Genomic DNA, 20,060 nt, shown 5'->3' on the forward strand with positions numbered 1-20,060 from the left:
CTCAGGCGCGCAGCTTGTCGCGCAGCGCCTTGGCGCGGCCCTGCATGTCCGGGTCCATGCTGGTCAGCTCGACGGACTTCAGGCGCTGGTCCAGGCTCTGCGGCACCTTGGTCTTCAGCTTGCCTTCCTCCCCGAGCAGCTCCAGCTTCGCCAACGCCTTGTCGACGATGCGCTCGCGCGGGTGGTCCAGCAGGCTGTCGAGGAAGTACGCGTCCTCGGGCAGCTCCGGGTACTTCTCCAGGTAGTCCACCACGGCCTTCACCCAGTCGGCGCGCGTGTCGGACTCGGTGACCTTCAGCATGGCCTGCTTCTGGGCCTTGCGCTTGCCTTCGGGGTCGAACGTCTTCGCCAGCCCCTCCGGCAGCTCGCCGCCGGTGAAGAGCGCGTCCGCGGCGGCCTTGTACTTCTGGTAGCTCGCGCTGCGCTCCAGCTTCTGCTGCGCGGGGTCATCCTGGCGGGAGGTGTACTTGCTGCCCTTGCCCCGCCCCGCGTCGATTTCGCGCCAGCTCTTGGAGCGCTTTTTTTCGTCGGCCATCCTTCATCTCTCCTTGCGAGCGCCCCACAGCGCCGCCAGTCCGCGATGGACGAGGCGCCGCACCACCTCCAGTTCCTGGGAGGACAGGGGCTGCTCCTCGTCCTGCTCCGCCTCGAAGAGCGCCTCGTCCGCGTAGTCCTTCAGCGGCTGAGGCACTGGCGGGGCCTCCGTGTCCGCCTCCAGCACCGCCGGATTGATGGACGTGAGTCCCGGCGGCCAGCCCAGCTCCAGCATGGCGTACAGCTCGAGGAGCAGGTGGCGGGCGACGCCATATCCTTCGTCCGTGAGCGCCGCCGCGTCAAGCGCGCCCAGCAGCGCGTCCTGCCGGTTTTCGAAGGCATGGGTGAAGCGCGTGCGCGTCTTCTCGTCGTCCTCCAGGTAACGCCAGGCGGCTTCCACGAATTCGCCCGAGGGCGTCCCCGGATGGAAGGGCGCGGGCGCGGCGGGCTTCACCTTCTTCGGGCGGGGCGGGCGGGCCTCGTCTTCCAGCCGCACGTGCTTTCCCTCCGCCACCCAATCCCAGAGGCCCAGCAGGTTCTGGTAGAGGCGCCGGGCGATTTCGGGGGAGGGGAAGCGCGGCTCCTCGTCGAACAGGCCGGGGATGACGTCGCTGGGCGGCGTGCCATTGGCGCGGGCGTCCCGCATGCGTTCGAGCACCTGGGCGCTGTCCAGCCCGCTGCCGGCCAGGTCCAGCAGGCCGTCGAGCGTCTGGGCGCCCTCGAAGTGGCGTTGGAAGTCCTCATCTCTGTCGCGGGAGCGGCTCATGTGGGCGGGCACGCTAAGCACAGCGGGCGGGCGGGCGCACGCGGCTTCATGACCCCAGGAAGGGTGACGGCCATGGCTCAATCCTCCTGGTGTGAACAGTAGGGAGGCTCCAGGTGCGAGAGGAGCGGGGCCGCCAGCCAGACGAGCGGTGGGTCGTCTTCCGTTTCAGGACCTTCGCACCTAGTCTCCGTTCACACATGGCAGAAACCTCCGTGGAGACGTTGAAGACCGCGGTGCAGGCGCTCTACCGCGTCCACGCGGTGGAAGGCCCGCCCGGCGAGAATGGACTGCGCACCGTCTGGCACCTGTGCCCGGATGGCGCGGAGCTGATGTCCCTGGTGGACGCAGAGGGGCGCGTGCGCCGGCAGGAGCTCACGTTGCTGGAGGACCACTACGTGTGGGCCAGCGGTGAGGGCGTGCGCACCGGTTGTCTGGAGCGCGGCGGCAAGCCCACGGCCGCGGCGGTGGTCCAGACGGACCCGGAGCTCGTGCCTCAGCGGCTGCTGCGCGCCGCGCTCGCCATGGGCACGTACACGGGGCAGGACCGCTACCTGCTCCACATGCAGCGGGTGCTGGCGCTGGCGCGCGAGGGCCTGGAGATGAAGGGCAGCCTGACGCGTCCCTCGGAGCCCACGCTGCCCGCCGTGGAGGCGCCCATCGTGATGACGGCTCAGGCCGCCGTCTTCGACGTGCCGCCCGCGGTGGCGGTGGTGGAGGACGTGACGCCTCCGGTGGTGCGGCCCGGTGAGGGCATGACGATGCTGCTGGTGCTCGCCCTGGGGTTGTTGGTGGGGCTGGGGATGCTGGCGTTCATCTTGATGGGCTGAGCGGGGCTCACGTCTCCAGAGGGTGGCCGCGGCATGCTCCCGGTGGGGCTCTCGCCGTGTTCGGCGGGGATGGCCACCGGCGCGTGCTCCGTGGTGGAGGTCACCGGGTTCGCATCCAGCACCAGCAGCACGGCCACCGCGGTGGCGGGCACCAGCCGCGCCGACCAGCCCAGCGGCGTGTGGGAAGCCTCTCCGGCGCGCCGCCGGGCCATCAGCGTCAGCCCCAGCACCGTCAGCACCCCGGTGCACGTCCACCGCAGCGCGCGCAGGTTCGCCGTCGCGGCGAGCCCCGTGGCGATCCACTCCGAGCGCTCCGCGTCCGGCATCCGCGCCAGGCTGGTGAGGAAGCCCAGCAGGTGGCGGGCCTCGAGCGCGCCCACCAGCGCCACCGAGGCCAGGGACGCGGAGACGCCGCTGGCCAGCAGCAGTCTGCGGTTGCGGGGGCCCGCGGCCTCCCGGAAGCCCGTGGGGTCGAAGTGCGCCAGCGCCAGCCCCAGCGCCAGCCCCAGCAGCAGCGCGGTGCTCGTCCAGGCGCCCAGCAGCCGCGGCGCCATGGCCTCTCCCGTGCGAGTCGCCAGCGCCAGGCCCGCTTCCACAGTGTCCAGTCGGGGCAGGGACGCCATCACCCGGTCCATCAAGACCTCGGTGCCCATCAACCCCAGCATCCACGGCAAGGTGGCCAGTCCCAGCATCGCGGACAAGGGCACCCGCCGCTCCACGCCCGAGCCCACCAGCGCCAGGGACAGCAGCGGCACCTCCAGCGCCAGCGCCATCGCCACCAGCGCGGCGAACGGCCCGGCCGCCTGGAGCGCTTGCGACACCCCAGCCATCCCCTCCAGCAGGGGCGCCAGGATGAAGCACCACACGAACACTGTGATGGGCACGGCCAGCGCCACGGCCAGGCCGGGCGCGAGACGAAGCCGGAGCGGAACGAGCATTTCAGGAGAGAGTAGTCTCTCCGGTTAAGCCTGTGAAATTAGACCGGGGGACGACCCACGAGCCAGTAGATGACGCTCGCCAGCGCTCCCGCGACAGGAGAGACGAGCACACCCAGCAGGTAGAGCTTGGGACACCCGCCGTCGCCGCAGCCGATGCGGCCATGGGCGAGGACACCGGTCAGCAGCAGGGGCACGTGCATGCCCATGAGGAAGACGCCGGCGCCGCGCAGCACCAGCCCGCGGTACCAGGGGCGTGTCCACAACCGGAAGACGACGGGGAGCAGCAGCAGCGTCAGCGTGGCCGCGGTGGCCAGGGTGCCTTGCTGCGCCGACACCGCCACACACGCCAGGGCCGCGAGCGCCAGGGCGGGGACGAGCAGCAGGGCGTTGAGGGACAGCGGCTCCCGGGGACGCATCGAAGTCAGCCCAGGACGCTGGCAGAGCGGCAGTGGGGGTGCAAGGCGGAAGCGGGCGGGGTGTCCGGCAGCGGCGGGACGCGCGCCGCCTCACGCCGCGACGGCGCCTTCGCCCAGCAGCTGCGTGTACCGGCCCCGCAGGGCCAGCAGCTGCGCGTGGGTGCCGGCCTCCACCACGCGGCCGCCCTCCACCACGGCAATCAGGTCCGCGTCACGCACCGTGGACAGCCGGTGCGCGATGACGAGCACCGTGCGCCCCTTCATCAGGGCCACCAGGCCTTCACCCACCGCGGCCTCGCTCGCCGCGTCGAGCGCGCTGGTGGGCTCGTCCAGCAGCAGCACCGACGGGCGGCACAGGAAGGCCCGCGCCAGCACCAGCCGCTGCCGCTGTCCGCCGGACAACCGGCCGCCGCGCTCGCCCACCCGCTCATCCAGGCCGCCGGGCAGGGCGCGGACGAAGTCGTCCGCGTGCGCCAGCCGCAGCGCCTCCCACAGCGCCTCGTCCGTCGCCTCGGGCCGGCCCAGTCGCAGGTTGTGCCGCACGGTGCCGGAGAAGAGCACGGGCTCCTGGGGCACCCACGCCACCTGGCCGCGCACGCTGGAAGGCTGGAGCGCCGTCAGCGGCGCCCCGTCCCACAGCACCTGTCCGCCCGACGTGGGCAAGAAGCCCAGCAGCACGGAGAACAGCGTCGTCTTGCCCGCGCCGGAGGGGCCCACCAGCGCCACGCGCGCGCCAGCGGGCACCACCAGGTCCACCCCGCGCAGCGCCTCGCGCCCGTCCGCGTAGGTGGCCCGCACGCCTTCCAGCTTCAGCTCGCGCGCCAGCGGCCCGGCGGCGTCGCCCACGTCCGGCGCGAACGGCGCGTCCGCCATGACGAAGAGGCGCTCCGCGGCGGCCAGGCCCGTCAGCACCTGCGACAGCGTGCCGCTGAGCGACTTCACGGGCTGGTACAGCAGCAACGCGGCGGCCATGAAGGAGAGCAGCCGCCCCGCCAGCGCCGGGTCCGCCGCCACCGCGCGCGCGCCCCACGCCACCGCCATGGCCACGCCGGCGATGCCCAGGAGCTCCACCGTGGGGCTCACCGCGCCGCGCAGGAAGAGCGAGCGGCGCATCTCCCCCAGGTACTTGTCCGCCTCCACCTCGAAGGCCTCCAGCGCCCGCGGCTGTCCTCGGAAGGCCTGCACCACGGGCAGGTTCTGGAGCTGCTCGGCGGTGAGCGCCGTCAGCGAGCCCAGCCGCTCCTGCGAGCGCGCGGCCACCTTCTTCAGCGAGCGCGCGAAGCGGTTGATGGGCAACACCGTCACCGGCACCACCACGAAGGTGAAGAGGAACAGCGTCTTGTCGATGAGGAAGCAGGTGACGAGCAGCGCGATGATTTGCAGCCCGTCCTTCACGTAGGACGTGAGCGCCTGCGTCACGGAGAACTCGACCAGGGGCACGTCCGCGGTGAAGCGCGACAGCAGCTCGCCGGAGTGCCGCCGCTCGAAGAACGCGGGGGGCTGGCCGAGCAGCCGTCCGTAGAGGAACCCGCGCAGGTCCGCCATCACCCGCTGCCCCAGCCGCTGCATCAGCCCGCCCTGGAAGAACTGCGCGGTGGCCTTCACCATGGCCACGGCCACGACGAGCAGTGGCAGCCGCTTGAGCAGGGCGTCTCCTGGCAGGGACACCCCGGCGACGGTGACGGGCTCGTGGGTGAGCAGCGCGCGCAGCAGGGGGCCCACCACCCAGGCGTAGGCGGACGTGGCGATGGCCGCGGCCACCGACGCGCTCACGCCCGCGGCGAGCAGCAGGCGGTACGGGCGGAGGTAGCCGAGGAGCCGACGGTAGACGTGAGGCGAAGGACGGGGAGCCACTGTTCGGCGGCGGACTCTGTCACTGAGTCGCCAGAACGTCCAAGGCTACCGGGCCCTGGAGTCTGATGCCTTGTCGGCTGCCCTGCCACCGGGCGCTTGCAGCGCCCGGGCCAGTTCCATTGCCCACCTTCACCCCTGCGGACAGGTTCAGGGGAGCCATGGAAACCAATAACGAAAAAGAGGCCCTGCTCAATCCGGGCTGTGAGCCGGTCGTGGAGGACGAGGAGCGCCGGCGGCTCCTGTGGCTGATGGCGGAGTACTTCCGGACCATCGGGTACACGGACATCAAGGCGCGCCTTCCCGGCTTCATGCCGCCTCCCATCCTGTCGGGCACCATCGAGGACCACCGCCCCGACTTCACCTGCCGGCAGTCGGATTCGGCACGCACGCCCATCATCTTGGAAATCGTCACCCCGAACATGGTGGAAGACCCCACGGCGGAGAACCGCTGGAGCCTCCTGGCCAGCGCCGCGAAGCTGTACAACGCGGAGCTCCACTTCGTGGTGCCCAAGTGGGCCTCCACCGGCGCGGTGGACCCGGGACTCAAACGCAGGCTGGCCCGGATGGAGCTGACGGCCAACCGCGTGTGGACCGTCTGACGGCTTCCTCTCTTCCCGTCACGCCACCCGCCCGGATGCCCGCCTGGCGCCGGGTGGGCGCGGGCGGCGCGTGTCCCCGCTGGATTGCCGGTGCGTTTCGCTGCGTTATAGTGGTTCGAGTTTTCACGCAGCGCAGAAAAGCACAGCAAATTCCAGGGGTTGTAATCAATGCCAGCGGCGGCGGGTCAGAAGCGCGACTACTACGAGGTCCTGGGCGTCCAGAAGTCTGTCTCCGCGCAGGAGCTCAAGAGCGCGTTCCGCAAGGTGGCGCTGCAGTACCACCCGGACCGGAATCCGGGGAACTTGGACGCCGAGGAGAAGTTCAAGGAGGCCTCGGAGGCCTATGAGGTGCTGAGCGACCCCGAGCGGCGGGCGAAGTACGACCGCTTCGGGCACGCGGGCAACCCCTTCGAGGGCTTCGGCGGCGCCGGGGGCGGGTTCCAGGGCGTCAACATCAACGACATCTTCGGCGAGATTTTCGGCGACATCTTCGGCGGTGGCCGGGGAGGGCGCCGGACGAGCTCGCGTGGCGCGGACCTGCGCTACAACCTGGAAATCACCTTCGAGGAAGCGGCCTTCGGCTGCCGGCCCAAGGTGACCATTCCCCGGCCGAAGAAGTGCGACACCTGCTCCGGCTCCGGCAGCAAGAGCAACACCGGGCCCCGGCCCTGCGCGGCGTGCGGTGGCAGCGGCGAGCTGCGCTACACCCAGGGCTTCTTCGCGGTGTCCCGGCCCTGCGGTGACTGCGGCGGCACGGGCGCGGTGGTGCCAGACCCGTGCACGCGCTGCAAGGGCTCCGGGAAGGTGCCCGCCGAGGAGGTCATCGAGGTGGCCATCCCCGGCGGCGTGGACAACGGCACGCGCGTGCGGCTGTCCGGCATGGGTGAGCCGGGGGACCGGGGCGGTCCGCCGGGTGACCTCTACGTCACCGTCATCGTGAAGGAGCACCCGCTCTTCCAGCGCGAGGAGTACGAGGTCTTCTGCGAGGTGCCCATCTCCTTCACGCAGGCGGCGCTGGGCGCGAAAATCGACGTCCCCACGCTGGATGGGAAGGTGAAGATGACCATCCCCAGCGGCACCCAGTCCGGGAAGGTGTTCCGGCTCAAGGGCAAGGGCATCCCCCACCTGCACAGCCAGCAGCGGGGAGACCAGCACGTGCGCGTCGTGGTGGAGACGCCCACCGAGCTGTCGTCGAAGCAGCGTGAGCTGCTGGAGCGGTTCGCGGAGGCCTCCGGCGAGGAGTCGCATCCGCAGTCGAAGAGCTTCTTCGGCAAGGTGAAGGAGCTGTTCGGCTGACGACGGTTGCGGGCGCGGGGCCGCGAAGGCGCGGCCACCGTGCCGCGCTCGCCGGGCAGGCGGGCGCCGCGGCGCGGCGGGCCGCCGTGGGCACGGGCACTGCAAAACAGCGCATCCTGGCAGTGGAATCTTCCCCCCGCTCGGGTGTCGACGGGGGCGCACCCCACTGCTATGCACGCCCCTGCCATGGATGTCCTGCCCACCTTGCGCCGCTCGCTCGTCATCGCCCTGGCCCTGCTGCTGACGGCCTGCCCCCGGTCCACCCGCACGCCCTCCGGAGGTGACACCGGCGGGGACCTGCCTTCGGGAGACCCGTTCCCCACGCGTCCTTCGGTGGAGGCGAAGAAGGACCCCGCCGCCGACGCGGCGCTGGCGCAGGCGTCCCGGACGGCCAGCGCCACCCCGGACAAGAAGAAGGCCGCGGAGGCCTTCCTGTCGGTGCGCAAGGCGTATCCCGCCACCACCGCGGGCCAGGACGCGCTGTATCAGGCCGGCGTCCTCTTCTTCGAATCCAAGGACTTCGTCAACGCGCGCAAGAGCTTCAACGAGCTGCTCTTCGAGAACCCGCTCTACGCGCGCGCGGATGACGCCAAGCGCAAGCTGGCCGTCTCCGCGATGGAGGTGGGCGCCTACCGCGACGCGTACCAGACGCTCTCCAGCCTCGCCGAGCGCGCCAGCGGCGCCGAGCGCACCCAACTGCTCAACGAGGCCGCCCGCGCCGCCGAGGGCGCCGGCCTCTACGAGCAGGCGCTGCGGATGGCGGTGGACGAGGCGGGCCAGGCCCAGGGCGCCCAGGCGCAGGCCGCCGCGGTGGCCAAGGTGGAGGCGCTGGTGGAGGGCCGTGCGGGCTTCGCGGACATCGCCCGCGTGGCGGAGGGCCTGTCGCCGTCCAACCCGGCGTGGCCCGTCATCACCTTCAAGCTGGCGCGCGTCTACTACCACCTGCGTGACTGGACGCGGCTGGAGGAGACGCTGAACCGCTTCCTCGCCCAGGCGCCCGGCCACGCCTTCGCGCCGCAGGCTCGCGAGCTGCTGGCCCGCGCCACGCGCCGGGTGGAGGCCCGCCCGCGCACGGTGGGCGTGCTGCTGCCCATGACGGGCCGCTACCAGCCCATTGGCGAGGCCGTGCTGCGCGGCATCCAGTTGGGGCTGGAAGGCAGCGGCGTGGAGCTGGTGGTGAAGGACACGCAAGGCGACGTCAACAAGACGGGCCAGGCCATGGAGCAGCTGGCCTTCGACGATGGCGCCATCGCCGTGCTGGGGCCCCTGCTGGCGGACGACTCGAAGCGCGCGGCGCTGGTGGCCGAGGAGCTCCAGGTGCCGCTGCTGACCATGAGCCGTCAGGATGGCATCACCGAGCTGGGCGGCTACATCTTCCGCAACATGCTCACCAACGCGGCGCAGGCGGAGGCCATCGCCGACTACGCGATGAACGTGAAGGGCTACAAGCGCTTCGCGCTGCTGTACCCGAACATCCCTTACGGCGTTGAGCTGGCGGATGCCTTCTGGGACCAGGTGGTGGCGCGGGGCGGCGGCGTGCGCGGGGCGGAGCGCTACTCGCATGACCAGACGACCTTCACCACCGAGGCCAAGAAGCTGGTGGGCCGCTACTACCTGGATGACCGCGGCGACTACATCGAAGGCGTGCGCGACGTGCAGGGCGAGAAGCTGGACGCCTTCCGCCGCCGCAAGGCGATGGAGAAGGTGAAGAGCGGCGTGGAGCCCATCATCGACTTCGACGCCATCTTCATGCCGGACGACTGGCGCCGCGTCAGCCTGGTGGCGCCCGCGCTGGCGGTGGAGGACATCGTCACCAACGCGTGTGATCCGCGCGATTTGGAGCGCATCCGCAAGACGACGGGCAAGCGGGAGCTGAAGACGGTGACGCTCTTCGGCGCCAACCAGTGGAGCAGCCCCAAGGGCCGCTCGGGGTTGCCGGAGCTGGTGGAGCGCGGCGGCAAGTTCGTCACCTGCTCGGTGTACGTGGACGGCTTCTTCGTGGACTCGCAGCGTCCGGCCACGCGCCGCTTCGTGCAGCAGTACCGCGAGGCCTACCGGGCGGAGACGGGCAGGGACCCGGGTCTGCTGGAGGCCATTGGCTACGACTCTGGCCGGATGGTGCGGCAGCTCATGGAGCAGAAGGATGCACCGCGCACGCGCGCGCAGATGCGTGACGCGATGGCCAACCTGAAGGACTTCGACGGGGCCACCGGGCGCACGTCCTTCAACGAGAAGCGCGAGGCGGTGAAGCAGCTGTTCCTGTTGTCCATCGACAACAAGGGCGTGAAGGAAATCAACGTCGAGCAGGAGCGGCAGAAGGCCGCCTCGGCGTCAGGAGGCTCTGGGACATGAAGTTCGCGAGGGGGGCGTTCGCGCTGCTGGCGGGCGGGGTGGTGGCGGTGGGTGGGGGTGGCTGCGCACACGCGCCTCCTCGGGTGTCCCCGGAGCTGAGCGCCCGGCTGGAGTCGGAGCCGGGCACCTGGGTGTCCGGCAGCGCCGTGGGCCTGGGGCGCAGGGCTGTCCTCAACAACAAGGACTTCATCTGGGGCCTGGCCTTCGCGCCCCGCGGCGCGCGGGTGGCGTACTCGCGCCTGGGCAGCAAGTCCTACTTCCTCTCCGTCTGGGAGCTGGGCTCCGCCGAGCCGACGATGCTGGCGGACCCGGCCATCAACCCCTACGAGTTCGACGTGGAGGGCGTGGCCTTCTCCCCGGATGGCACGCGCGTGGCCACCGCGGGCAAGGACCGCGTGGTGCGCCTCTTCGACGCGGCCACCGGCGCGCTCGTGGCGGAGCGCCGCACCGAGGAGCCGCTGTCCGTGGTGGCCTTCCACCCGGAGGGGCAGTGGCTGGTGGTGGGCAGCTACCAGGGGTTGATGACGGTGCTGTCGGCGCCCGCGCTGGCGTACGGCTCCGAGGAGCGCGGACACCTGGGGCCGGTGACGGCGCTGGCCTTCGCGCCGGACGGGACGCTGTATTCGGGCGGCTGGGACAAGCACGTGCGGGCCTGGCGCACCTCCGTGGAGGGGCTGCGGCCGGGGCAGGCGCGCATGCGCTTCGAGCGGCGCGCCGGCTCCGTGGTGCTGGGCGGCACGGTGAATGACAAGGCGCCGCTGGCCTTCGCGCTGGACGCGCGCGCGCCCGCGCTGGTGCTCACCAGCGAGGCGGCCGCCGCGGCGGGCATCGACGTGCCCTTCCTGAAGGAGACGGTCAACGTGCCGGGGCCGCTGGGCACCATCGCCGCGCGGCTGGCGCCCGCGCAGTCCCTGCGCTTCAAGTCCATGCGGGTGGAGGGCGTGGACGTCGCCATCTGCGACGCGTGCGTGCCGCAGGGCACCCAGGGCGTGCTGGGCGCGCCCTTCTCCGAGCGGGTGGAGGTGGCCTTCGACGAAGTCACGCAGGAGGCCGTGCTCACGCTGAAGGGCGGCCCGCCCGAGGGCGCGGTGACGGTGGACGCGCTGGTGCTCGCGCGGCGCTCGGAGTTTGCCTTCCCGGCCTATGTGAGCGACGTCACGGTGGACGCGCGCGGCCAGCGGCTGGGCGTGGGGCTGTCGGAGCAGAAGCCGGAGCGGGACCGCGCGGTGTACGAGCGCGAGCGCCAGGGCGTGGAGGAGCCGCAAGGCCCCTTCAACGCGGGCGCGCTGGTGGACGCGCGGTCCGGCCAGGTGCTGGCGAAGTGGCCGGTGCACCGGGGCGTGGTGGCCACGGCGGCCATCTCCCCGGACGGGCGCTCGCTGGCCAGCGGCGGCTGGGACAAGCGCGTGTACCTGTTCACCGAAGGGGACGTGGGCGCGCGCGGCGAGCACCGCTTCGACTGGTCCGTGCGGCGCGTGCGCTTCAGCCCGGACGGACGCTGGCTGGGCGTGGCCGCGTGGACGCCCCAGGTGGCCAGCCGCGACGGGGACAGCGACCCGGCGGCGGTGCTGCTGGACGTGGGTTATGAGTCGCCCACCGTGCAGGGGCCAGGCGCTGCCGGGGCGTCCGCCGCTCAGTAATTGAGGTGGATGTCGCCCGCGGGCATGCCGCGGGCCTGGAGCGTCGTCATCACGCCCCGCACCATCTCCTTCTGTCCGCAGAGGAAGGCCACCGCGGCCCGCACGGGCCCTTCACCCAGGTGCGCCTGCACGTAGCCCGTGAGGCCCTGCCAGCCGCTGGCGCCGGGCTGGCTGACGGTGCGCACCACGCGCATCCCGCCGGCCTCCCACTCGTGGAGCTCGTCCGCGTAGGCGAAGGCGCCCGGTGTGCGCGCGCCGAAGTAGAGCGTCACCTGGCCGTAGGCCCCGCGCTCCTGCTGGATGCTGGTGATGACGGAGCGGATGGCGGAGATGCCGGAGCCGGTGGCGAACAGGAGCACGTCCTGTCCCCGGGCGCGCTCCAGCGGGAAGCCCCGCCCCTCCGGCCTCGACACGTCGACGTGGGCGCCCCGAGGCAGGTGGATGAGGGCGTCGGGCAGCGGGCTGCCCACCTTGAGGAGGAACTCCCACTGCGTCCCTGGACGGCCAGGCGGGGAGGCGATGGCGAAGAGCCCCTGTCCCACGCCAGGCAGGCGCAAGTGGACATATTGGCCTGGCCGCTCATGGCTGCCCGCCAGGGGCGTGCCCCGGACGTCCAGCACCAGGTCGGTGAGGCCATCTGCGGCGGGTGCACTGTCGGTGACGGTGGCCGGGTGCCAGTCGGGCATGTCGGGGTTTTAACCTACGCGCCCGGCGCGTGCTGCCCCTGGTAGCCTGAGGGGGTGAAGAGTCTGCTCTGGATCGTCTTGTTCATGCTGGGCCTGGCCGGCGTGGTGATTCCGCTGACGTACCTCTACACGGCGAGCAAGCTGCCGCCGCTGGAGAGCGAATTCGACGTGGAGAAGCAGCTCAAGCACAGCATCGAAGGCGAGCGGATGAGCCTTCGGGCGGGGCAGTCCCAGCGCAACCCGCGCCCCATCACCTTCGTGCGGCCGGACTTCTCCAAGCTGCCCAAGGACTTGGTGGCCCTCTACATCCGCCACATGGAGTGCCCCCGGTACTTCCAGACGCCGCGCGAGGACGGCCCCGCGTGGGCCTGGCGGCTGTTCCTGGGCGCCACCGTGGGCACGTCGCCGCCGGGAGACGGGGCTTGTGAGCGCATCCTAGCCATGCGCATCGCCGCCGCGCTGGGCATCGAGGGCACGCGAGAGCGTTCAGTGGCCGCGCACCGCATCCACACCTTCATGCAGAAGGACCAGCTCATCGCCTATGACTTGTCCATCATCTACTTCGAGCGCGGCATCGTCGGCGTGGAGGACGCGGCCCTGGCGCTCTTCGACCGTGAGCTGAGCGAGTTGAAGCTGGAGGAGCTCGCCGAGCTGCAGCTGGCCCTGCCGCCGTACTCCGACTACTTCGGCATCAAGACGTGCAAGAACCCCACGGAGCTGCGGAAGTACCGCAACCAGTTGCTGGAGGACCTCGCTGCCTGGCGGCTGGTGAGTAAGGACCGCGCCATCGCCGCCATGAACGAGCCGATGTCCTGCGCGCTCTGAGCGGCCGTCAGCGAATCATCCCCGCCACGCCCGTCACCTTCTTGAGCAGGTCGATGCGGGCGTGGACGCTGGTGTCGGCGCGCGCGTCGTGGCGGTACTTGGCCAGCAGGTTTCGCGCGGCGTTGGCCTTGGGCGCGTCCAGCTTCCCGCTCGTCTCCAGCCGGTCCACCCGGCGCTCCAGCCGGTCGATGCTCTGGAGGATGTCCTCCAGCGTGGGGGCGGAGGCCTTCAGGGGCCGGGGCGGCGCGACGCGGGTGACCTCGGCGCGCGGGGCCGGCGGCGGACGCTCCGCGCTGTCAGGCCGGGGCGGCGCGACGGCGGCGACGACCAAGGGCTGAAGCGGCACTTCCGGCTCGGGCGCGGCGGGAGTCGGGGTGGCCGCGGCGGCCTGCTCGGGCGCGGCGGGAGGCGGGGTGGCCGCGGCGGCCCGCTGCGGCGTGATGGAGGGCGGCACGAATGAGGGGGCCTTCGCGGCGCGGATGACGACGGCGGCGGCCCCCGCGAGCAGCAGCACGGCGAAGCTCACGGCGCCCACCAGCGGCAGGTGCTTGCGCAGCGGGCTCCGGACGCCCGCGGCGCGCAGCTCCTGCGAGGTCAGCTCGGTGTTCAGCTCCGGGGGCACCGGCACCGGCGTGGTGGGACGGCGCGAGTCCGCTTCCGCCGCCGCGGGGGACTTCTCGAAGCCGGGCGCGAGCGCGCTGGGGTTGGAGCGCGTGGAGGCCCGCAGGGTGCGGCGCAGTTTGTGGAGCTGCTGCCGCAGCGCGTCCGCGGAGTTGGGGCGCGTCTCCGGGTCCTTGGTGAGCATCTGCAAGATGAAGGCGTCCAGCGCGGGCGGCAAGTCGGAGACGAACTCCGACGGGCGAGGCGGCCGCGCCTCCACGTGTTTCATCAGCAGGTCCACCGGCGAGCTGCCCACGAAGGGCAGGCGGCCGGTGACGATTTCGAAGGTGACGACACCCAGGGCGTAGAGGTCCGTCATCGGACCCACTTCCTGGCCGCGCGCCTGCTCCGGCGCCATGTACTCCGGCGTGCCCACCACCATGTCCGTGCGCGTCTGCGCGGTGCGGCCGGTGGGGCCCTGGCCTCGCTTGGCGAGCCCGAAGTCCAGCACCTTCACGTAGCGCGAGCCGTCCGGCTGCTGCACCAGGAAGATGTTGCTCGGCTTGAGGTCGCGGTGCACCACGCCCGCGCCGTGCGCGGCGGCCAGCGCGGCCAGCACCTCGTCGAGCAGCGCCAGCGCCTCCTGCACCGGCAGCCGGTTCTTCTCCGTCAGCACCGCGTCGAGCGCCTGGCCCTCCAGGTACTCCATGACGATGTACTGCCGGCCGTCCGGCACCTGGCCGAAGCCGAAGATGTCGATGATGCCCCGGTGACGGATGGCGTTGACGGCGCGGGCCTCCGCCAGCAGCCGCTCCACCTGCTCCGTGGAGTGGGCCAGCTCCGGACGCAGCACCTTCACCGCCACGCGCTTGCCGATGAGCGGCTGGATGCCTTCGTACACCAGCCCCATGCCGCCCACGCCGATGCGCGAGCGCAGCTCGTACTCGCCCAGCTTCAAGCCGATGAGCGGATCTCTCTGCACGGCCGCGGGCGGGGGAGGCTCCGGGGCCTGCACCACCACGTTCGGCTCCTCCATGCGGGGGGGCACGTCGAACGACGACAGCACCACCGTCCCATCGCGTGGGCACACGGTGGTGTCGGAGGGTACGGCCAGGCCGCAGGTATCGCAGATCAACTCGGAAGCCATCTCAAACCGGGAAGCAGCGTAGCAGGAGGACCCGGGTGGGGCGATGTGCTCTGGCCCGGAGTGCCTGGCCGGCGGTCAGGCGCAGCACGCCAGCGCCCTCCGGGCAGGCCCTCTAACGTCGGACAGCGGACGCTACGGGTTGGGGCTGACGCAGTCGACCTCCGGCAGTTGCGCGCCCGCGCTTCCCTCGAGCCCGGGGCCGGAGCCGCCCCGCCCCCCCGGACCGACCTGGAAGGTGACGCCGCCATCCGTGTAGCGGACCGTCGCGCCCGGGCCGCACCACACGCCCACCGAGGGCCCTCCGCCGCCGCCACCACCGCCGCCGCCCACGCCGCCGCCGCCACCGGGACCGCCCGGGCCGCCCGCGCCGCCGGTCGTCCGGTGGATGAGGATGCCTCCGTCAACGACGCCTCCGTCCCGCACGACCTGGCCGCCGCCGCCGCCGGGCCCGCCTTCGCCTCCTGGGCCGCCGCTGCCGCCTTCGCCACCCTCGCCACCCGGGCCTCCACCCAGCGTGCGCAGCACGCTGCCTTCCTCCACGGCCGCCTGGGAGCCGATGAGCAGCAGGGAGATGGACGCGCCGCCGCCGCCGCCGCCGCCGCCGCCGCCGCCACCACATCCGCCCGCGCCGCCCGCGCCACTGCCGCCGCCGCCCGCGACGCTCACGTTGTCGATGTTGCAGCTTCCGCCAGACCCGCCGCCGCCACCGCCGAAGCCCGCCGCGCCGCCGCCGCCGGGCTCGCCTGGCTGTTCAGCGACCCAGGTCCCGTCGAGCAGCACCCCCAGGCCCGCGCCGCCGCCGCCCGGTGTGCCGGAGCCTCCTTCCGTGCCGCCCTGGCCCGGCTCGCCCGGAGGGGGGTTGCAGACACACTCGTTCCCGGAGCACGCGGCGTCCGGCGCACCACCGCCCGCGCCGCCCGCGCCGCCCGTCTCGTCGGGCCCACCCGTGCCGCCATCCCGTCCAGGATTGCCGCCGCTGCTGCCAATCACCCCCCAGCCGCCCGTGGGCTGGGTGTCATCCGGGCAGGTGATGGAGGCAGGCGTCCCGCCCTGGCCCGTGTCGGAGTTGCCAACGCCGCCGTGCCCGCCTTCGCCTCCGTCCGGGCCGCCCAGGCCCGCGTCCCCCGCAGCGCCGGGGGCGCCCAGGCCACCCGCGCCCGCGGCCAGGGTGACGTGGCGCAGGCGCACCCCGGAGGAGTCCACCATGCGCACGGCGATGGAGGGCTCACCGGGGCCGGTCGCGGTGGCGGCGCTGACCTGCACGTACTCCATCAGCACGTCCGCGTCCTGGAGGCCCCGCACCGTCAACCCCAGCGTGCCGGCGTCGAACAGGGCCACGCGGTCCGCGGCGCGGCGCCAGCCGCCACTGCGTCCGGCATAGCCGCCGTGCAACGAGGCGGGGACGTCCAGCACCAGGCCCGCCTCGTCATAGGCGCCGCCCGCGAGGAAGAGGTGGCGCGGGCCGCCGTCCAGCTCGCGCAGCATCGCCAGCGCGCGGCCCACGGTGCGCAGCGGCGCCTGCCGGGTGCCCACGCCCGCGTCGTCATCCCCATCCATGGGGTCGATGAAGAGCCCCGCGTCCGCCTGTCCGTCCACGCCGTCACAGTCGGTGTCGGCGAAGGCGTCGTCGGGAAGGTCCTCGCCGGGGACGGGGATACAGTCGGCGACGTTGGGCTCACAGCGTCCCTCGTCGCTGCAGCGCTGCCGCGCGCCGTCGAAGTCGTAGCAAGCGCCCGCGCCGAGCGCCGCCACGAGCGCGGTGCCCGTGGCGCCGAGCATCCTGGTCTTCCGCATGACTCTCCTCGAATTCAAGGCAACGTCCCGGACAGGCCCACCATGCCCCCACCGGGGACCACGGCGGCGGAGGGCTGCACCTTCGCGGGCAGCTCACCGGGCAGCAGGAACATCACCGCGCCCGCCACGAGCCCCGCGGCGCCCAGTCCAAAGGCCACCCGGCTCAGCGTCTGCGCCCGGCGGCCCGACGACGCGAGGCCATCCGCGTCGTCCAGCGGCGCGTCCGGCGTGCCGTCCTTGTCGAGCCGTGAATACCTGTCACCCGCCTGCAGGTAGAAGACGGTGCCCACGCCGGCCAGCGCCGCGCCGCCCGCGGCGGGCAGCCACGCCCAGCGGCGCAGCGGGCGGAGGGGCTCGGGCTCCAACTCGGGGGCCAGCGGCTTCGCCTCCACCACGGCCACGGGCGGCGGGGGCGGCTCGGCTGGGGGCGGCGCTGGCGGCGGGCCGCGCAGGGCCGTCTGCGCCACGGGCAACACCGCGTCGAGCGACTGGGTGAGCGAGTCCAGGAGCTGGTCCTCGCTCACGCCGGGGATGAGGTGCTCGGTGACGAGCGCGCCGTCATCGGCGGTGTAGATGCGCGCGCCCGTGCGGTAGCCGCTGAGCAGCTGGCCCAGCTCCGTCACCAGGACGAGCTCCGTCTTCCCCGCGGCGCCCAGTGAACGGATGCAGGAGGCCGCCGTGCGGTTGCAGCGCAGCAGCGGGCGGCGCTTGGACGCGGACAGCTTGCGGGTGATGTCCTCGATACGGACCACCACCAGCCCACGGGCCCGGAGCTGCTCGGCCACGTGCTCCTGGGCGAACTCGACGACGTGGGAGGGCGCTCCCGCCGCGTCAGGCGGCGCGACCAGGATGGACAGGGGCGGCGGGGGAGGCGCCGCGGCGGGCGCCTGGGTGGCCAGGGTGAGCGCGGCGAGGAGGGAGATCCACACCCAAACACTTTCCCCCTGACCGGACCTCCTCGCAAGGTCGGGAATCACCGCTCGTGCTTCGGGTGAAACCCGCCAGGGCGGAGCGCGTGTGGTGGGAGGCCGCCCCACCGGCCCGGAGTCGTTTCCGACGCGCCGGGTCGGGGCGTGGCTTCAGCGCCGGGGCCGCTCCGACGGCGCCGGGCGAATCTGCGTCTTCTCGGAGCCGCCATTCGAGCCCTGGGTGCCGTCGTCGTCGTCTTCATCGGACTCCGGCGCGGGGCGGGACGGCGGGGGGCGGCGAGCGCCCACGGCCGGGCGCGCGCCGGTGGCCAGGTTGGGCGAGGGCGCCCGCGAAGGCGGGGTGAAGGGCGGAGGCCGGCGCGGGGGTACCGTGCTGGGGCCGTCATCCTCCGCGAGCAGGTCCTCGGAGACCTCGACCTTGGCCTCGGTGGGGATGGCGGTGCGCGTCTCGTCGGGGCCCTCCGCGAAGGGGTTGCGCGTGGGCGGCGGCGTCGCGTCGTCGTCCATGGGGGGCGGCGGGCGCGGCGGCGCGGCGGCCGCGGGCCGGGCCGGGGGCGTCGCGGGCCTCACGGCCGGCGGAGGCTCTGGCGGCCGGGCGCGGGCGGCGGGCGGCGGGGTGGGGTGGCTCGCGGGCACCTGCACCTGCACGGCCGGCGCGGGCGGCGGAGGCGGCGCTGCGGCGGCCTTGCCGGCCTTCGCGTCGCGGGCGTCCTGCTTGAGGCGCTGCTCGAAGGCGGACCACTCCGTCTTGAAGTGGTCCGGGTCTGGCCTCCCCTGCTCGCGGTGCTTCAGGGACGGGGCCCAGCGCACGGTGTAGGACTCGCCCGCGTGGAAGGTGGGCGGCGGCGGCAGGCCGTAGGTGGCCGGGTCGAAGAAGGCCTCGTCCAGGTCGTTGAAGCCGTACGCGCGCGCCTTGCTGACGAAGTTGGGGATGATGCCTGTGGGCGCGTGGTAGCCCAGGATGTGGTCGTCCTCGTCCTTGGTGACGGGCGTGAAGACGAAGATGTCCTGGGTGCGGTAGTCGCCCTTCTCGTTGAGGGGCAGCACCTCCGACAGGGCAATCGTCTTGCGGCTGCCGTCGTGGAGGCGCTCGCAGCAGATGATGAAGTTGATGGCGCTGGCCACCTGGGCGCGCACGGCCACCATGGGCAGGTCCACGCCGGACATGAGGCACAGCGACTCGATGCGGCGCAGCGTGTCCGTGGGCGTGTTGGCGTGCGTGGTGGCCAGCGAGCCGCCGTGGCCGGTGTTCATGGCCTGCATGAGGTGGAAGGCCTCGCCGCCGCGCACCTCGCCGACGACGATGCGGTCGGGGCGCAGACGCAGCGCGGAGTGGAGCAAGTCGCCCATGTCCACCGCGCCCTTGCCGAACTTGTCGGGGGGCCGGCTCTCGAAGGGCACGACGTGGGACTGGTTGAGCTGGAGCTCGGCCGAGTCCTCGATGGTGAGGATGCGCTCCTCGTCCGGGATGAGCGACGACACGATGTTGAGCAGCGTCGTCTTGCCGGAGCCCGTGCCGCCGGCCACCAGCATGTTGAGCTTGGTGGCGATGCCCGCCTCGATGAGGCGCGCCATCTGCGGCGTGAGCGACCCGAACTTCATCAAGGAGTTGACCGTCAGCTTCTCCTTGAAGAACTTGCGGATGGAGATGGTGGTGCCCTTGCGCGCGATGGGCGGAATCACCACGTGGATGCGGCTGCCATCCGGGAGGCGCGCGTCCAGGCGGGGGCGCTCCTCGTTGAGCATGCGGCCCACGAACTGGGCCATGTTGCGCGCGGCGCCGAGCAGGCCTTCGTCGGTGAACGATGCATCCACTTTCGTGAGCCGGCCCTTGCGCTCAATCCAGATGTCGGTCGGGCCGTTGATCATGATTTCCGACACGGCCTCGTCGTCCATGTAGGGCAGGACGGGCTTGAGGAACGCGCGGAGTGACTCGGTGTACATCGTCATGGCGCCGCCCAGGCTAGCGCGCTCTGGCCCCAGGGCCCAAGAACCCGCCCCGCCTGCCTGGCTGCTTTCTGGGGCAGGGGCCGCCCACCGACGGTTTCCAGCGTGGGCGGGTGGAAAGCAGTGGGCCCTCTTGGAGCCCGGTGCTTCAATGCCGCCGCCGCTGGAAGGGGAGGCGTTCATGCTCGCGGAAGGGCTGCCGGAAGATTGGAAGCAGGCGCTGCGCGCGGCGCTGGTGTCGCCGTCGTTCCAGGAGCTGGAGCGCTTCGTCGAAGCGGAGCGGCGGGCGGCCACCGTCTTCCCGTCGGAGGAGGACCTCTTCTCCGCCTTCCGGCTCACGCCTTATGAAGACGTGCGGGTGCTGCTGCTGGGGCAGGACCCCTACCACGGGCCGGGACAGGCCCACGGGCTGGCGTTCTCGGTGCAGCCCGGCGTGGCGCCGCCGCCGTCGCTGGTGAACATCTTCAAGGAGCTGGAGAGCGACGTGGGCGTGCCCCGCCCGAAGGACGGCTCGCTGATTCCGTGGGCCCGGCAGGGCGTGTTGCTGCTCAACGCGGTGCTGACGGTGCGGCAGGCGAAGCCCAACAGCCACGCGGGCCACGGCTGGGAGGACTTCACGGACGCCGTCATCCGCGCGGTGAGCGCCAAGGATGACGCGGTGGTGTTCCTGCTGTGGGGCCGCTACGCGCAGAAGAAGAAGAAGCTCATCGATGCGAAGCGGCACGTCATCATCGAGGGCACGCACCCCTCTCCGCTGTCAGCCAGCAATGGCTTCTTCGGCAGCCGTCCCTTCAGCGCCGTGAATGAGGCGCTGGAGTCCCACGGCCGTCCGCCCGTCGACTGGCGCCTGTTCGCTTGAAGAGGCGGCGAGCCCGTGTGCGGCTTGGGCCGGACACCTCGGGGCCGCGTT

At 72.3% G+C, this 20,060-nt stretch carries 16 protein-coding genes; 7 read left to right on the forward strand and 9 right to left on the reverse strand.

Features of this window, described 5'->3' with window-relative positions; all coding sequences use genetic code 11:
• Position 1: 1 nt before the first annotated feature.
• Entirely contained in the window at positions 2-535 is a 534-nt protein-coding gene (locus tag KGD87_RS30440; RefSeq protein WP_284664452.1) for a hypothetical protein, read from the reverse strand.
• Positions 536-538: 3 nt separating this feature from the next.
• On the reverse strand, positions 539-1,300 hold the full coding sequence (locus KGD87_RS30445; protein ID WP_284664453.1) for a hypothetical protein: 762 nt from the start codon (positions 1,298-1,300) through the stop codon (positions 539-541).
• A gap of 197 nt (positions 1,301-1,497) precedes the next feature.
• Between KGD87_RS30445 and KGD87_RS36990 the strand changes: the two genes are divergently transcribed.
• Complete coding sequence (locus tag KGD87_RS36990) at positions 1,498-2,127, forward strand: hypothetical protein (protein ID WP_350100416.1); 630 nt, start codon at positions 1,498-1,500, stop codon at positions 2,125-2,127.
• Positions 2,128-3,103: 976 nt separating this feature from the next.
• On the opposite strand, the gene KGD87_RS30455 is transcribed toward KGD87_RS36990, so the two are convergent.
• Positions 3,104-3,481 carry a hypothetical protein gene (locus KGD87_RS30455; protein WP_284664455.1) on the reverse strand — a complete coding sequence of 126 codons (378 nt, stop codon included), beginning with the start codon at positions 3,479-3,481 and terminating at the stop codon, positions 3,104-3,106.
• Positions 3,482-3,571: 90 nt separating this feature from the next.
• On the reverse strand, positions 3,572-5,335 hold the full coding sequence (locus KGD87_RS30460) for an ABC transporter ATP-binding protein (RefSeq protein ID WP_284664456.1): 1,764 nt from the start codon (positions 5,333-5,335) through the stop codon (positions 3,572-3,574).
• A 158-nt stretch (positions 5,336-5,493) separates the two neighbouring features.
• Here KGD87_RS30460 and KGD87_RS30465 point away from each other — a divergent pair, with 158 nt between their 5' ends.
• The 4 genes from KGD87_RS30465 to KGD87_RS30480 all read left to right on the forward strand — a co-directional run bounded on the left by KGD87_RS30465 (position 5,494) and on the right by KGD87_RS30480 (position 11,222).
• Positions 5,494-5,934: a hypothetical protein gene (locus KGD87_RS30465; protein ID WP_163786733.1), complete on the forward strand. Its 441-nt coding sequence runs from the start codon at positions 5,494-5,496 to the stop codon at positions 5,932-5,934.
• A gap of 168 nt (positions 5,935-6,102) precedes the next feature.
• Complete coding sequence (dnaJ, locus tag KGD87_RS30470; protein WP_284664457.1) at positions 6,103-7,230, forward strand: molecular chaperone DnaJ; 1,128 nt, start codon at positions 6,103-6,105, stop codon at positions 7,228-7,230.
• 186 nt (positions 7,231-7,416) lie between these two features.
• Entirely contained in the window at positions 7,417-9,582 is a 2,166-nt protein-coding gene (locus KGD87_RS30475; protein ID WP_284664458.1) for a penicillin-binding protein activator, read from the forward strand.
• Complete coding sequence (locus KGD87_RS30480; RefSeq protein ID WP_284664459.1) at positions 9,579-11,222, forward strand: WD40 repeat domain-containing protein; 1,644 nt, start codon at positions 9,579-9,581, stop codon at positions 11,220-11,222. The genes KGD87_RS30475 and KGD87_RS30480 overlap by 4 nt, the downstream gene beginning before the upstream one ends.
• Here the strand turns inward: KGD87_RS30480 and KGD87_RS30485 are convergent.
• Positions 11,216-11,908, reverse strand: a complete 693-nt coding sequence (locus tag KGD87_RS30485; protein WP_284664460.1) for a ferredoxin reductase domain-containing protein — start codon at positions 11,906-11,908, stop codon at positions 11,216-11,218. The genes KGD87_RS30480 and KGD87_RS30485 overlap by 7 nt on opposite strands.
• Before the next feature lie 54 nt (positions 11,909-11,962).
• On the opposite strand from KGD87_RS30485, the gene KGD87_RS30490 reads away from it, so the two are divergent.
• Positions 11,963-12,733, forward strand: a complete 771-nt coding sequence (locus KGD87_RS30490) for a transglycosylase domain-containing protein (RefSeq protein WP_284664461.1) — start codon at positions 11,963-11,965, stop codon at positions 12,731-12,733.
• 7 nt (positions 12,734-12,740) lie between these two features.
• Here the strand turns inward: KGD87_RS30490 and KGD87_RS30495 are convergent, their stop codons facing one another.
• The 4 genes from KGD87_RS30495 to KGD87_RS30510 form a co-directional block, all read right to left on the reverse strand.
• The gene (locus tag KGD87_RS30495) at positions 12,741-14,480 is read right to left on the reverse strand and encodes a serine/threonine-protein kinase (RefSeq protein WP_284664462.1); all 1,740 of its coding nucleotides are present in this window, start codon (positions 14,478-14,480) and stop codon (positions 12,741-12,743) included.
• Between the two features lie 132 nt (positions 14,481-14,612).
• Positions 14,613-16,274: a hypothetical protein gene (locus KGD87_RS30500; protein WP_284664463.1), complete on the reverse strand. Its 1,662-nt coding sequence runs from the start codon at positions 16,272-16,274 to the stop codon at positions 14,613-14,615.
• Positions 16,275-16,288: 14 nt separating this feature from the next.
• Positions 16,289-17,311: a hypothetical protein gene (locus KGD87_RS30505; RefSeq protein WP_284664464.1), complete on the reverse strand. Its 1,023-nt coding sequence runs from the start codon at positions 17,309-17,311 to the stop codon at positions 16,289-16,291.
• A gap of 42 nt (positions 17,312-17,353) precedes the next feature.
• Complete coding sequence (locus KGD87_RS30510) at positions 17,354-19,153, reverse strand: TadA family conjugal transfer-associated ATPase (protein ID WP_284664465.1); 1,800 nt, start codon at positions 19,151-19,153, stop codon at positions 17,354-17,356.
• 178 nt (positions 19,154-19,331) lie between these two features.
• On the opposite strand from KGD87_RS30510, the gene ung reads away from it, so the two are divergent.
• A complete protein-coding gene (gene ung, locus KGD87_RS30515; protein ID WP_284668710.1) occupies positions 19,332-20,009 on the forward strand; it encodes a uracil-DNA glycosylase in 678 nt (225 codons plus the stop codon).
• Positions 20,010-20,060 lie beyond the last annotated feature (51 nt).

The organism is Myxococcus sp. SDU36, assembly GCF_030168875.1.
GTDB classification, from domain to species: Bacteria; Myxococcota; Myxococcia; order Myxococcales; family Myxococcaceae; genus Myxococcus; species Myxococcus vastator.

Excerpts from the sequence above, each read along its gene's own strand:
- KGD87_RS30440 (WP_284664452.1), bottom strand. The coding sequence starts at position 535 with ATGGCCGACGAAAAAAAGCGCTCCAAGAGCTGGCGCGAAATCGACGCG.
- KGD87_RS30445 (WP_284664453.1), bottom strand. The coding sequence starts at position 1,300 with ATGAGCCGCTCCCGCGACAGAGATGAGGACTTCCAACGCCACTTCGAG.
- KGD87_RS36990 (WP_350100416.1), top strand. The coding sequence starts at position 1,498 with ATGGCAGAAACCTCCGTGGAGACGTTGAAGACCGCGGTGCAGGCGCTC.
- KGD87_RS30455 (WP_284664455.1), bottom strand. The coding sequence starts at position 3,481 with ATGCGTCCCCGGGAGCCGCTGTCCCTCAACGCCCTGCTGCTCGTCCCC.
- KGD87_RS30465 (WP_163786733.1), top strand. The coding sequence starts at position 5,494 with ATGGAAACCAATAACGAAAAAGAGGCCCTGCTCAATCCGGGCTGTGAG.
- dnaJ (WP_284664457.1), top strand. The coding sequence starts at position 6,103 with ATGCCAGCGGCGGCGGGTCAGAAGCGCGACTACTACGAGGTCCTGGGC.
- KGD87_RS30475 (WP_284664458.1), top strand. The coding sequence starts at position 7,417 with ATGGATGTCCTGCCCACCTTGCGCCGCTCGCTCGTCATCGCCCTGGCC.
- KGD87_RS30480 (WP_284664459.1), top strand. The coding sequence starts at position 9,579 with ATGAAGTTCGCGAGGGGGGCGTTCGCGCTGCTGGCGGGCGGGGTGGTG.
- KGD87_RS30485 (WP_284664460.1), bottom strand. The coding sequence starts at position 11,908 with ATGCCCGACTGGCACCCGGCCACCGTCACCGACAGTGCACCCGCCGCA.
- KGD87_RS30495 (WP_284664462.1), bottom strand. The coding sequence starts at position 14,480 with ATGGCTTCCGAGTTGATCTGCGATACCTGCGGCCTGGCCGTACCCTCC.
- KGD87_RS30500 (WP_284664463.1), bottom strand. The coding sequence starts at position 16,274 with ATGCGGAAGACCAGGATGCTCGGCGCCACGGGCACCGCGCTCGTGGCG.
- KGD87_RS30510 (WP_284664465.1), bottom strand. The coding sequence starts at position 19,153 with ATGACGATGTACACCGAGTCACTCCGCGCGTTCCTCAAGCCCGTCCTG.
- ung (WP_284668710.1), top strand. The coding sequence starts at position 19,332 with ATGCTCGCGGAAGGGCTGCCGGAAGATTGGAAGCAGGCGCTGCGCGCG.